This is a genomic window from Acinetobacter sp. 789_lipA (assembly GCF_058242845.1).
In genome coordinates this window covers 1,308,996-1,321,331 of the sequence record NZ_JBZAYS010000001.1, presented here as the reverse complement: position 1 = coordinate 1,321,331, position 12,336 = coordinate 1,308,996, and the positions used below count along the sequence as shown (strand labels likewise).

Genomic DNA, 12,336 nt, shown 5'->3' with positions numbered 1-12,336 from the left:
TATATTTTGGCTTATTTTGAAGAAAATTTTTCAATCATAAATGGCACGATGTCATCCACCGCAACCAAAGTTTGTTCAGCTGTTGCCAACTCTTTTACGGCAAACTGTGCAGCTTCCACCTCGCGCTCACCCAAAATGAGGGCAAACAGTGCGCCAGACTGATCCGCTTTTTTCATTTGCGACTTCATTGAACCATGTGAACCAACTTTCAAACGAAGCGTGCTTGATGCAGCATCTAACTGGTTACGAATTTGTTCTGCAAGCACCAAAGCTTTGCCTTGAGAAGCGGGATCTGCCAATAAAAACATTTCGCAGTCACGTATAGGTGTAGCGTCTTCGACTTGCTCAAGCAACAACAACAGACGCTCCATGCCCATCGCAAAGCCAACTGCAGGTACAGACTGATCCGCCTTGCCTTTAAGCTGACCCACTAAGCCATCGTAACGACCGCCCGCACAGACTGTGCCTTGTGAACCCAAATGCGTGGTGGTCCATTCAAATACAGTTTTATTGTAATAATCTAAGCCACGCACCAGTTTTTGGTTAATCACGAAGCTCACACCTGCATCGGTTAAATACTCCTGCAAAGTGGCAAAGTGCTGTAGAGTCTCTTCCCCCATAAAGTCATGCAACTTCGGCGCATTTTCTAAAATGGCTTGAGTTTTGGCATCTTTAGAGTCAAGAATACGTAGTGGGTTGGTGGTTAAACGACGCTGTGAATCTTCATCCAAATCATTTTTATGTGATTCTAAGAACTCCACCAATGCCGCACGATAAGCTGCACGCTCATCAGACTCACCTAAAGTATTCAACTCAAGTTGAACTTTATCTGCCACACCCATGCGTTTCCACAGACGTGCCGTCATCAAAATCAGCTCAGCATCCATATCTGGGGTTGCAACACCAAAGGTTTCCACGCCGAACTGGTGGAACTGACGGTAACGACCCTTTTGCGGCTTTTCATAACGGAACATCGGCCCGATATACCAAACACGAGGCGTCGCACCGCGAAGCAAGTTATGCTCCAGCATGGCACGTACACAGCCTGCTGTTCCTTCAGGACGCAAAGTCAAAGACTCAGGCGGATTACCTTTGTCCAAGAAGGTGTACATTTCTTTTTCAACGATATCCGTTGCATCACCAATTGAACGTTTGAACAAATTGGTTTGTTCAACAATAGGCAAACGAATTTGCTGGTAGCCATACGCATCCATCAATGATGCGAGATGCTGTTCAAGACGTCTCCACGCTGGTGTTTGCGTAGGAAGAATGTCATTAAAACCTTTGATTGCGACAATTGAACTCATGATGAACTACGGATGATCTCTTTAGATTTAGCTTCTTCAAGCTCTGAAACACGCTGACGAACCATCGTTTCGATTTCGTCAACCAACTGATTTGTGTCAATTAAATGGCTCTTTTCACCATTACGATACACCAGTGAGCGTGGACTTGCACCAACTACACCAATATCGGCTTCTTTGGCTTCACCCGGACCATTCACTTTACACCCAATCACCGACACATCCATTGGGGTACGAATATCTTCTAAACGCTCTTCTAAGGCTTGCATCACTGAAATCACGTTAAACTCTTGACGTGAACAGCTTGGACAAGCAATGAAGTTAATGCCATTTGAGCGAAGACTTAGTGATTTTAAAATATCAAAACCAATCTTAATCTCTTCTTCAGGTTCCGCTGCCAAGGAAATACGCATGGTGTCACCAATGCCATCCAACAACAAACCGCCCAATGCAATCGCAGACTTCACTGAACCTGTACGGTAAATCCCAGCTTCTGTCACACCCAGATGTAACGGATTATCAATTTGCTGTGAAAGTAGGCGATAAGCATCCATGGTTAAAAACACATTGGATGCTTTCACTGAGACTTTGAATTCGTGGAAATCTAAACGGTCTAGAATATCAATATGGCGCATCGCCGACTCAAGCAATGCCTGACCAGTTGGCTCACCATATTTCTTTTGAATATCTTTTTCCAGTGAACCTGCATTCACCCCAATACGCATAGAAATATCGTTATGACGCGCTGCAGCCACCACTTCACGAATTTTTGCTTCAGAGCCAATATTTCCGGGATTAATCCGTAAACAGTCCGCCCCCAAGTCCGCAACACGCAGTGCAATCTTGTAATCAAAATGAATATCTGCAACCAACGGCACTGATGAACGCTTACGAATTTCACCAAAAGCCTCTGCAGCTTCCATCGTCGGTACAGAAACACGCATGATGTCCGCACCTACATCTGCACAGCGCTGAATTTGCGCTAGCGTTGCTTCCACATCACAAGTTTCAGTATTGGTCATACTTTGAATGCTGATTGGTGCATCACCACCGACATAGACTGAACCTACACGAATCTTGCGAGTAGGCTTGCGTTTAATTGGATTTACAATCATTGCTTTTCCTTGATCCCATTAACGTGACAAGCGGAAATCTGCTTTTCCACCGACGGTATATGGTGACAATGAAATACTTTCATTATTTAAGCTGAGTGACACAGCAGCAGCATCATCGATACGAATTTGAAAAGGAGTCTCACCCGCAAGCTCAAGCGTAGAAGCTTGACGCCCTGTTGCCAGTACTTTCCCCGTTGAATCGACAATATGTACAGACGTAGGACGATTGAACTCAAGTTTCAACTGATCCCCTGTGGTTGCAGCAGCCCCATTCATATTGATGATTTGTACATCAGATTCTGTCTGCGGAGTCGCAGCTTCATCTGTACTACCTGACCAATTCTGAATCATGCCGAACAACGCTGCCAAAATCGCAATTACAACAATCGCAATCAGTCCACGTTTCAACCATTTACGGTTACGGTCACGGTTAGAACCGGGTAATTTACCCATGATTTTAATCGGTGAATTATTCAGTGCGTGATTCGGCAATAGCCCCGTATCATTGGCATAGATATCATCAAAACGCTGAATAATCGTAGTAGCATCCACTTTTAAGAACTTCGCATAAGTACGATAGTAACCTTTAATGAAGGTTGCTTCTGGAAGCGCTGTATATTCGTCCTGCTCAAGTGCAGTTAAAGTCTTGAGTGGAATATTCAACTCTTTGGCAACGTCGCTTAATTCACGTTTTTGTGTAATACGAATTTGACGAAGATAATCACCCGGACGTTGGATATTTCCTAAAGCATTGCTAGAACCATTCGATTGTGGTGAATTAGGATTTACTTCCATACGGCCTCAGTAGTGTACTGTAATTGCAAATAACGTTTGTATTCTTGACTATCTGGATACAATGCACGTAACTGGTTGACCAGTACTTGCGAACCCATCGTGTCATGATTTGCTCGCGCAATTCGGATCCCAATCCAAAGCGCACGCGCATCTAAGTTTTTCTCGCCCACCGCTCGCACAAACTGTTCATAGTACTGCGTAGCTTCAGCATTTTGCTGACGTAAATATGAAATTTCCGCCATTTCGATCATGGCTAGATAGGCACCTGAGTTTACCTGTAGAGCTTGTTTAAAAGCAGCTTCTGCTTCCGCCACTCGACCTACTTGTAGATACGCACGACCTAAATTCTCCAATGCTCGATAACGTTGATCATACCCTAAAGTTGAACCTGCAACTTGAAGTTGATCAATCGCGTCATTATAACGCCCAATTTGATATAAATACGTACCGTAGTTGTTACGAGCCTGTGCATTTTTTGGCTCAGCCGCAATTGCATGCTTAAAATAACGCTCTGCCTTTTCCACATTTTGTGGACTGCCTTCACGCTGTAACAAAACGCCCATCATCATATTTGCAGATGCATCACGAGAGTCGATGTCTAATGCTTGATCCAATGTGCGTTTCGCAGCATCGTAATCATTCGACTTAATATATTCAGCCGCCAATTGCGTTCTAACTTGTACTGCTTTACTTGGGTCACCTTTCGTATTCACGGTTTGGCAACCCACCAAGTACCACACTGACACACCCAGTGTCAGCGCAAGGTAAAGTTTAGAAACGGGTTTTTTCAATTGGCATCCCCTTATATTATCCTTGTGAACGTAGAATCTCGTTTTTCTCTGCTACTTTCTTTTTCCACTGCTCAGCACGACGTGTTCGATCGGCCACTTGACCAACCAATTGTCCGCAGGCAGCATCAATATCATCACCACGCGTTTGACGAATCGTACACACAAATCCGGCGTCAGACAAAGTTTTTTGGAAAGAAATAATGCGGTTGCGACTTGAACGACCATAAGGCGCATGTGGAAATGGATTAAACGGAATTAAATTAATTTTACTTGGTAAATTCTTCAACAGTTTAATCATCTGCTGTGCATGCTCAGGATGATCATTCACCCCATCCAACATCACATATTCAATCGTGACATGCTTACGCGCACTTTCATTACCGTCTTTAGCGATATAACGCTGACATGCTGCAATCAATTGTGCCAATGGATATTTTTTATTGATTGGAACCAATTCATTCCGCAATTCATCATTTGGCGCGTGTAGGGAGATTGCCAATGCAACATCAATATCTTGTGCCAATTGATCAATTTTCGGCACTACACCTGAAGTCGACAAGGTCACACGGCGCTTAGACATACCATAAGCAAAATCGTCTAGCATAATACGCATTGAGCTCAATACGGCATCATAGTTGAGTAATGGCTCGCCCATCCCCATCATTACGACGTTGGTCACCGAGCGCTCACGCTCAGCTACAGGCACATCTTCCATATAAGAATAGTTTGCGACCCATAGCTGACCAATAATTTCATCTGGGTTTAAGTCGCGCTGAAAACCTTGTTTACCGGTTGAACAGAATGAACAATCCAGTGCACAGCCTACTTGAGATGAAATACATAAAGTACGGCGTAAACCACTGCGATGTTCAGCAGGAATCAATACGGTTTCAACCAAAGAACCTTCGCCCTCACCGACACGAAAGACCCACTTACGCGTACCATCTTTAGAATAGTTTTTATGCACCACTTCTGGCGCTTTAATTTCACAGAGCTTTTCAAGTTTTTCACGCAATTTACCTGAGATATTGGTCATCTCAGCAAAATCAGTCACAAAAAACTGGTGAATCCATTTCATCACCTGTCCTGCACGAAACTTTTTTTCTCCCATATCTTCGAAGAATTTTTCAAGCTGCGGACGTGACATGCCAAGTAAGTTCACTTTCGCAACAGAGTTTTGCTGTGCAGGAGCGGATGGAGATTGTTGCTGTTCAGCCGAAACTGTAGAGACAGCGACCACTTCAGTACTCATGTGTATTACCTAAACCATGTCTAACGATGAAAGGAGAAGCTCAATAAACGAGCAGAAATTTATTCAGGGAATAAAAAAACCAGATAAGTATAATAACACTTATCTGGTTTGAATACTTCGAATTAACGAGTACGTGGAGCAATCTCAGTTTGAGCGAAGAAGTAGTTAACTTCACGATCAGCAGATGCTACAGAGTCAGAACCGTGAGCAGCATTTTCGTCGATGCTTACAGCGAAGTCAGCGCGGATAGTGCCTGGAGCAGCTTCTTTAGGGTTAGTTGCGCCAAGAATTTCGCGGTGAGCAAGAACTGCGTTTTCGCCTTCAAGAACTGAAACAACAACTGGACCAGAAGTCATGAACGCAACTAGGTCAGCAAAGAAACCACGTTCTTTGTGCTCTGCGTAGAAACCTTCAGCTTCAGTTTGAGTCAAGTGTTTCATTTTAGTTGCAACGATTTGAAGACCAGCTTTTTCAAAACGAGCAAAAATGTCACCGATGTGGTTTTTAGCAACTGCGTCTGGTTTTACGATAGATAAAGTACGTTCAATAGCCATGATTGGCTCCTTAAGTCAATGTAGACATGAAAATTTTGGCGCATTATACCGACATAATGCACAATTTTCTGCTTTTACTCTGTAAAAAGTTGCTTTTTTCGATACAAGGATTATCGCGCTTCGTCAATCCATGCCATTTGAATTGCTTCAAGCAAACCTTCAGTCGACTTGGTCGGATCATCACTAAAGTCTGGTAAGGCACACACCCAAGCATGTAAGTCTGTAAAGCGAATCCACTGCGGATCGACATCTGGATGAGCTTCATACAACTCAATAGCAATATCAATAGTGTCTGACCAACGTAAGCCCATGGTGGAGTCTCATCACAATGTAGAAGATGCTGTACTGTAGCAAACTCTGAAATTTAAGCGCTAGTTTGTTTGAGATAAAATTGGGCTTTTTTACAACACAATATTTAAAAATGGTGCACTACAAATTAAAGCGACGGCTACGACTGCACCTATAGCCGCTCCGACCAACACATCACTTGGATAATGCAGCCCTAAAATCATGCGTGATGCAGCAACCAGAACAGTAAAAGGCAACATAAGCACCAATAAAATTGGCTGTACGAAGCCCAATAACGTACTGACCATCACCGCATGTAAAGTATGACCTGAAGGAAAACTAAAATGGTCAAGCGGTCGCTCACCCATTCGAATCACCTGATGCACTTGATAGGGTCTTGGGCGAATGGTTTTAATTTTTAGGACTTTATAAATTAAAGTCCCGCACAATGAACCAAGCACCAAATACACGATTTGCAAACTGTAGACCAATCCTTGCAACAACCAAGTTAAAGCCAACATGGTGTACCAAAAGATGCCATCCCCCAATCGACTGATCCGCTTAAAAAAATTGGCTACAGCATGCGAATGGGAAAAATGATTGAGATAGACACAACCTTTTAAATCTAAATCTAATATTCTTATTTTTGCAGTTTTAAGATTCATACCACTTCTCCTTAACAACAATGTTGAAAGTTCAGCTGGAAAATCATTGTTATATGACGATTTAATTCATCAAAATCGCTTCTCGTTAAGCTCATATTAAAGGGTGTTTTTGACAGTTTGATGATTTAAGTTAAAACCCATCAAAATTACCCAACTCGTCTTTATCACTAACGCTTTTAATACAGCTATTGGTTAAGGTGCTGCCTTAATATTGGCCACGTGATATAAGGCTTGCTCAAACTGTTTCACAGGATACTGCCAGCCCACACTTTCAATGTCTTGACGCGCTTGTGTTCCCATACATCTAAGCACCTTTTGTTCTGGCAACTGAATAATAGTTTGCATAAAGTGTGCCACTTGTCCAAAAGGACTCAACCACCCTGTTATACCTTGCTTGATATAACGCTGCGGACTGGCATAGTTATAGGCCACCACAGGTAAGCCACTGGCCATGGCTTCGAGTACCACATTACCAAAAGTCTCTATTTGACTAGCAAAAACAAAAGCATCTGCACTGGCGTAGACTTGAGCGAGTGACTGCCCTGTTAAGCTTCCCGTAAAAATAACATCTGAGCCATTTGCCATCTCCGTTAAACGCTTACGATCTGGCCCATCCCCCACAATCACCATTTTAAATTTGCGTGATGACTGCTTCTTGATATTCAAATAGCTTTGAATGAGCACATCCACCTCTTTTTCAGGAGATAAACGCCCTACATATAAAAGCACAGTGGTATTTGCATCTGCCTCCCAACGCTGACGCAGTTGTTCTGAGCGATGCTCAGGATGGAAGCGAGCTGTATCTACTCCTCGTCCAACCTCAACCAAAGGGCAAGTCACACCAAAGGCCTTAAGCTGATTTAACGTAGTTTGACTCGGCACACAGGTGAGTAGCGTATGGTTATGAAACCAGCGAAGATAACTTTCGATCGGTTTGACCAGTAAAGCCAAATCAAAGAAGCGACTAAAGTCATGAAAAGTTGAATGAAAGCCACTCGACACTGGAATTTGATGTGCTTGAGCAGCATACAGTGCCGTCAACCCCAACGGTCCTTCCGTCACAATATGGACCACATCTGGTGCGAAGCGTTCAATCGCTTTGCTGACTTTAACATACTGTGGCATACCAAATTGCATGTCGGCATATTTAGGAATGCTTTTTGCCCAGACCAAACACTCCTGTTCTGCCTGAAAGTCAGTACACATCGTTTTTTGTATTGGGCGGATGAGCTGAATACGATGCCCCAGTTTTTGTAAACCTTTGCACAGCTGTAATAAAGAGTTCGCAACACCATTGATTTCTGGTGACCATGTTTCCGTCACAATGGTTATTTTTAACTTGGGCTTGAGTGTTTCTTGAAGGAGAGAGAGTTCTTGCTGAAAATTATGCAGATGTTGTTGCTTGAGATAAAACCGCTGTGGTTCTGGGAAATTGTGCTGTTTGAATAATTTTGTTGTCATTGAACCGATCATGTTATTCCAAACTTTTCTTATTTTCCTCCAAGTTTAGTTAAACTATTTGACAGTTTGATGATAATGAATGCAATCAAATAAAAAGATACCTATGATTAGTAGGTATCTTTTTACATATTAATAGTTTAAAGACCTAAAATTTAAAACATCAAATTAATATACAAGCTATCTTTATACACACCTGCTGGGGTTAAGGCAGTTGGGCGCTCCATCAATTGCACCATGACTACAAACTTATTTTGCTCAGTTGCTGGTTGAGCAATAGGGCTATTCCAACGTGATGCACTTGCTCCTGAAATATTCATTTGAGTTCTCAATTTATAGTTTTTCTCATTGACTAAATAACTACTCCCTGTTGCATTAGTTAAATTACGCGAATTGAATTTAATCGCGTAATTACTATCACAAGCCACTGAGAAAGAAGTTGCAGCTTGACTAAGATACGATGAACTTAGATTCAACTGGCTTGAAGTTAAACGCTCAATTTGACACTGTTTTGCATAAGCTATTGGGGTAGCCGCCACACAAAACAGCAGTATAATAATGTTCAGTTTCATGGCTCTACTCCATTTATTTACACTGAAGATCCAGTACTGATGAGTTGTCATCATTCTTAGTATCTGTAATTGTAAGTTCTGCCGAACAACTGCGTGCTTCTTTAGTTTTAATTTGTATCTTATATGTTCCCGGAATCAAACCATAAAGCGTTACGCTACCATCAGTAGAAATCGGATAAACCTCTCCTTCACCATTATTATCAATATAAAGCTCTGAACCAGCAGCAAAAGACCGATTGTTACTGTCTACTGGTTTAACAGTGACTTGTTTCGCATGGAATACTGGGAAATTGATGATATAACCGCGTTGATTTAAAGCTGTTAATTGTTTGCTTGAATACTGTATTTTATCTTCGATAGGTAGTTGATTTTGATCAAATGCAATGTCGTATTTAACATAAGGAATAACATCATGAATAAAGGCATACCCCTTTTTATTGGTTTTATCAACATAGGTCAGCGATCTTAAAATATCAATATCTTGATAATCGCCTACTTTGACTAGAGTAAATGCGTTATCAACCATTTTAGTAAAACTGATTTTATTACCCAACCAAACAACTGCTCCTCGATAATTTAACTGTGATTCACGATCTTCACGACCTTGCACATGATAGAAATCTAAATCTCCTACATCTGTTTTAACAACACCATTAAAGTTAAACATCGTATCTTCACTACGACGGTTTACTCCAAGAGAATAATCGAAACCGACTTGATTGGAATCATATTTCACCAACTGGAGATTTGTATTTTGGTCAGCTGATTGACTAAAGTAAACGGACTTATTATCAAAACTGTAGCTAAGTGAAAGAATGCCGCCTGAGTCTTTCCTGTCACCAAAAGAGTTGAAATAGCTTAAACCAAATGAAATTCGACGACCAAAATTCCGATTAAACCCAACATTTATTACCTTTTGGTTACTATTAGGAATCTCAGGATTTTCATAATATTTTTGTTCTGCATAGTTAATATTTAGATTATGTAAATAGGGCACATTACTCATACCAAAATATGCAAGATTTTCAAATTTCGGATAGTTAGAATTGGCACCTAACTCATCTCCTAAAAATTTAAAATCTTTTTCTGTATATTTTGAACTCGCCCCCATTGAAAATCGACCAAAGTCTTTACTTGCGGATAACCCATAGGAATAATTAAATTGGTTTTCATCATCATGAGAAGCAAGAACAACACTATCGAGAACAAAAATATTACTAATCGCTTGTGTCCACATGAACCCTATATTTTGTATATCTTTACTGTAAGATAAATTGCTTCCTAACGTAGTTGAGTTTGACATACCTCTGCGAAAATAAGTATTCACAAAGAAGTCCCTATAATCACTGCTATCCAAATTATAGTTGTAACGAAGTTTACCTGCTGCAACACTATATTCATTCAAACCAGATCGTAATAGTCTATTGGTCACCATAATAGGAAAGCTTTGTACACTTCGATTCCCGAGTACATCCTCAACTACAATTTGCGCATTACCTGCTTGTTGGATTTGTGCCCCCATCAGTAAGTTATAATCACCAGGGCTCACCTTTTGATTATAAATATTTACGCCATTTATATATAAATCAACAGTAGAAGGAACGCGTGCACTCCCTTGTAAACTTGGCATATTCCAGTACACAAAATTTGGTCTTTCAGTGTAATTCGTCCCCCAATTTAAACCTGCAAAACGTAAAGAATTAATCAAAGGGTTATATGTAGTTGTAGTATCCCCTATCGTTAAGCGGGTCATATGTTTAGGAAATTCAAAATCGACACTACTACTCAGGCGAACCACCCGCTCATCAGTGGGGGTATTCTGATACAACATAGAGTTTTTCATGATCCAATAATCTTTGAAAACCCCTAGCTCCATAAGTCCACTATATGAGTTATTAGAATTACTAGTTGCATAAAGAAAATCATAATTTATGAAACCACCAAAACTGGCTTTTTCTGGAATAACACTTCCATTTAAGTTATTAAAATCAGATTCAAAAGAGTCTGTAGGAATAGTCAATTTAATGGATTGTGATGTGTCATCAAACGCTGACTGAATTACTCCTGATGACACTGAACAAAACTCTGGCCGAGAGGAGAGCGTTTTTAATTGGCTTGTTGTAATTTGACGTTCTGCCAGTATATTACATTCAATATAGTATTGATCGCCTTCTTTTAATAAGGCAACATCCGTATGATGATCTAAATCATTAATCCATAAATTTGCAATATTTTCTTCCAGCACAGCTTCACTGGCATTCACATTTAGTGCAAAAAAAATATGAATAACGATAAGTATTCTTATTTTCGTATTCATCGTAAACTCCCCACCTCAGACTAATCCGAGAATTTGAGTTCCACCATTTTATCGTTCTTATCAGTAAACAATTGAACATAATAATTTTTAGGATTTGATATTCGTGTATTGTTTAAATCATAAGACGTGCTTTTATTTGCAAGCAAATAACTCATAGTCTCCGTTTTAAAAACTTCTTTTTTATTAGCATCGACAATCTTCAAATTTGCAATTTGAATATGGGAATTCGCGTTATTTTTAACAACGAGTTTATTATTTTCTACATTAAATTTGAGCTTAACATCTTCTTGCTTTCCAACAAAGAGTGGTAAGTTAAAACTTACAAGAAAATTCACAGATGACTCTTTCACTGCCTGCGGAATCTCATCAACCATCACACGCCATGTACCTTCTTGCTGTCCACTTAAAATAGACTCAATGGGACGGTTAAAGCCCACACGAATAGTCTGTTTACCATTCGGCTGCAAAATAAAGTTTTTAGGATTAATAATTAAGGAGTTATCAGGCTCCAGTACGTTTTCGCCATTTTCTTTTTGCGTCCACTTAAATGCTTTTACTTCAAAAATTCTCTTCTCAGTTTCATCTTTAGATTCTAAGGTAAGTGTTGTGGTTCTTTGTTTTATTGGATTTTGAATATACATTTGGACTGGATCAACTGAAACACCAGCATTTGATACCGACATATAAAACATCGAAGACACCAAAATCGCTATTATTTTTTTCATGTTACACCGCCTTATTATAATTTATAAAAAAACCTAACCTGATGCTGTGATCAAGTTAGGTTTAGTAAAAAATTAGTAATAGACTTTGATACGATAAGTATCAGTATATGTACCCGCACGTTGGAATGCACCAACTGCTGCATTAGTTACCGAAACAGAATATTGATCGTCAGCTAGACCATTATGATTTGAATTACCGAATGGAATTACACCGCCACCTGTTTTATTTGTAACAATTGTTGTTGGTACACGAACACTGCCATCGTCCTCATGTTTAACATAAGTACTTGCACTTGTACCTGTGTTGGCTGTTTGAATGTTAAGTGTATAGTGCGTATTACTACGTACAGTGTAATTTGAACTTTGTGTTCCACCATTTTTATTCAGCGTAATGGCACTACCGCCAAGCACTTCACATTTTTTAGGGATTTCTAATTTAATAGGAATATCTTTTTCACAACCTAGAGAAGTACAGTTCCCCCAGTTATAACTCATAGGTA

At 40.3% G+C, this 12,336-nt stretch carries 13 protein-coding genes; all 13 read right to left on the bottom strand.

Features of this window, described 5'->3' with window-relative positions; all coding sequences use genetic code 11:
* Positions 1 to 11 precede the first annotated feature (11 nt).
* The 13 genes from hisS to AC4CUZ_RS06290 all read right to left on the bottom strand — a co-directional run bounded on the left by hisS (position 12) and on the right by AC4CUZ_RS06290 (position 12,331).
* Positions 12 to 1,307, bottom strand: a complete 1,296-nt coding sequence (hisS, locus tag AC4CUZ_RS06350) for a histidine--tRNA ligase (RefSeq protein WP_005401705.1) — start codon at positions 1,305 to 1,307, stop codon at positions 12 to 14.
* Positions 1,304 to 2,419 (bottom strand): flavodoxin-dependent (E)-4-hydroxy-3-methylbut-2-enyl-diphosphate synthase, encoded by a 1,116-nt coding sequence (ispG, locus tag AC4CUZ_RS06345; RefSeq protein WP_004697677.1) that lies wholly within the window; start codon positions 2,417 to 2,419, stop codon positions 1,304 to 1,306. The genes hisS and ispG overlap by 4 nt, the downstream gene beginning before the upstream one ends.
* Positions 2,420 to 2,437: 18 nt before the next feature.
* Entirely contained in the window at positions 2,438 to 3,214 is a 777-nt protein-coding gene (locus AC4CUZ_RS06340; protein ID WP_004697676.1) for a helix-turn-helix domain-containing protein, read from the bottom strand.
* Positions 3,205 to 4,005, bottom strand: a complete 801-nt coding sequence (pilW, locus tag AC4CUZ_RS06335) for a type IV pilus biogenesis/stability protein PilW (RefSeq protein ID WP_004697674.1) — start codon at positions 4,003 to 4,005, stop codon at positions 3,205 to 3,207. The genes AC4CUZ_RS06340 and pilW overlap by 10 nt, the downstream gene beginning before the upstream one ends.
* Positions 4,006 to 4,021: 16 nt before the next feature.
* Positions 4,022 to 5,257 (bottom strand): dual-specificity RNA methyltransferase RlmN, encoded by a 1,236-nt coding sequence (gene rlmN / locus AC4CUZ_RS06330; RefSeq protein ID WP_004697671.1) that lies wholly within the window; start codon positions 5,255 to 5,257, stop codon positions 4,022 to 4,024.
* 122 nt (positions 5,258 to 5,379) lie between these two features.
* Entirely contained in the window at positions 5,380 to 5,811 is a 432-nt protein-coding gene (ndk, locus tag AC4CUZ_RS06325; RefSeq protein ID WP_004983508.1) for a nucleoside-diphosphate kinase, read from the bottom strand.
* 110 nt (positions 5,812 to 5,921) lie between these two features.
* Entirely contained in the window at positions 5,922 to 6,122 is a 201-nt protein-coding gene (gene iscX, locus AC4CUZ_RS06320; RefSeq protein ID WP_004697668.1) for a Fe-S cluster assembly protein IscX, read from the bottom strand.
* A gap of 90 nt (positions 6,123 to 6,212) precedes the next feature.
* Positions 6,213 to 6,764 carry a phosphatase PAP2 family protein gene (locus AC4CUZ_RS06315; RefSeq protein WP_004697666.1) on the bottom strand — a complete coding sequence of 184 codons (552 nt, stop codon included), beginning with the start codon at positions 6,762 to 6,764 and terminating at the stop codon, positions 6,213 to 6,215.
* A 192-nt stretch (positions 6,765 to 6,956) separates the two neighbouring features.
* Positions 6,957 to 8,237 (bottom strand): glycosyltransferase family 4 protein, encoded by a 1,281-nt coding sequence (locus tag AC4CUZ_RS06310; protein WP_010327534.1) that lies wholly within the window; start codon positions 8,235 to 8,237, stop codon positions 6,957 to 6,959.
* 140 nt (positions 8,238 to 8,377) lie between these two features.
* A complete protein-coding gene (locus tag AC4CUZ_RS06305; RefSeq protein WP_490747392.1) occupies positions 8,378 to 8,794 on the bottom strand; it encodes a hypothetical protein in 417 nt (138 codons plus the stop codon).
* A gap of 13 nt (positions 8,795 to 8,807) precedes the next feature.
* The gene (locus AC4CUZ_RS06300; protein WP_490747391.1) at positions 8,808 to 11,111 is read right to left on the bottom strand and encodes a fimbria/pilus outer membrane usher protein; all 2,304 of its coding nucleotides are present in this window, start codon (positions 11,109 to 11,111) and stop codon (positions 8,808 to 8,810) included.
* A 20-nt stretch (positions 11,112 to 11,131) separates the two neighbouring features.
* On the bottom strand, positions 11,132 to 11,836 hold the full coding sequence (locus tag AC4CUZ_RS06295) for a fimbrial biogenesis chaperone (RefSeq protein ID WP_078388506.1): 705 nt from the start codon (positions 11,834 to 11,836) through the stop codon (positions 11,132 to 11,134).
* Positions 11,837 to 11,908: 72 nt separating this feature from the next.
* Entirely contained in the window at positions 11,909 to 12,331 is a 423-nt protein-coding gene (locus AC4CUZ_RS06290) for a hypothetical protein (protein WP_490747390.1), read from the bottom strand.
* Positions 12,332 to 12,336: the final 5 nt, after the last annotated feature.

Bases quoted from the DNA above. Each gene is read 5' to 3' on its own strand.
- hisS (WP_005401705.1), bottom strand. From the start codon at position 1,307: ATGAGTTCAATTGTCGCAATCAAAGGTTTTAATGACATTCTTCCTACG.
- ispG (WP_004697677.1), bottom strand. From the start codon at position 2,419: ATGATTGTAAATCCAATTAAACGCAAGCCTACTCGCAAGATTCGTGTA.
- AC4CUZ_RS06340 (WP_004697676.1), bottom strand. From the start codon at position 3,214: ATGGAAGTAAATCCTAATTCACCACAATCGAATGGTTCTAGCAATGCT.
- rlmN (WP_004697671.1), bottom strand. From the start codon at position 5,257: ATGAGTACTGAAGTGGTCGCTGTCTCTACAGTTTCGGCTGAACAGCAA.
- ndk (WP_004983508.1), bottom strand. From the start codon at position 5,811: ATGGCTATTGAACGTACTTTATCTATCGTAAAACCAGACGCAGTTGCT.
- iscX (WP_004697668.1), bottom strand. From the start codon at position 6,122: ATGGGCTTACGTTGGTCAGACACTATTGATATTGCTATTGAGTTGTAT.
- AC4CUZ_RS06315 (WP_004697666.1), bottom strand. From the start codon at position 6,764: ATGAATCTTAAAACTGCAAAAATAAGAATATTAGATTTAGATTTAAAA.
- AC4CUZ_RS06310 (WP_010327534.1), bottom strand. From the start codon at position 8,237: ATGATCGGTTCAATGACAACAAAATTATTCAAACAGCACAATTTCCCA.
- AC4CUZ_RS06305 (WP_490747392.1), bottom strand. From the start codon at position 8,794: ATGAAACTGAACATTATTATACTGCTGTTTTGTGTGGCGGCTACCCCA.
- AC4CUZ_RS06300 (WP_490747391.1), bottom strand. From the start codon at position 11,111: ATGAATACGAAAATAAGAATACTTATCGTTATTCATATTTTTTTTGCA.
- AC4CUZ_RS06295 (WP_078388506.1), bottom strand. From the start codon at position 11,836: ATGAAAAAAATAATAGCGATTTTGGTGTCTTCGATGTTTTATATGTCG.
- AC4CUZ_RS06290 (WP_490747390.1), bottom strand. From the start codon at position 12,331: ATGAGTTATAACTGGGGGAACTGTACTTCTCTAGGTTGTGAAAAAGAT.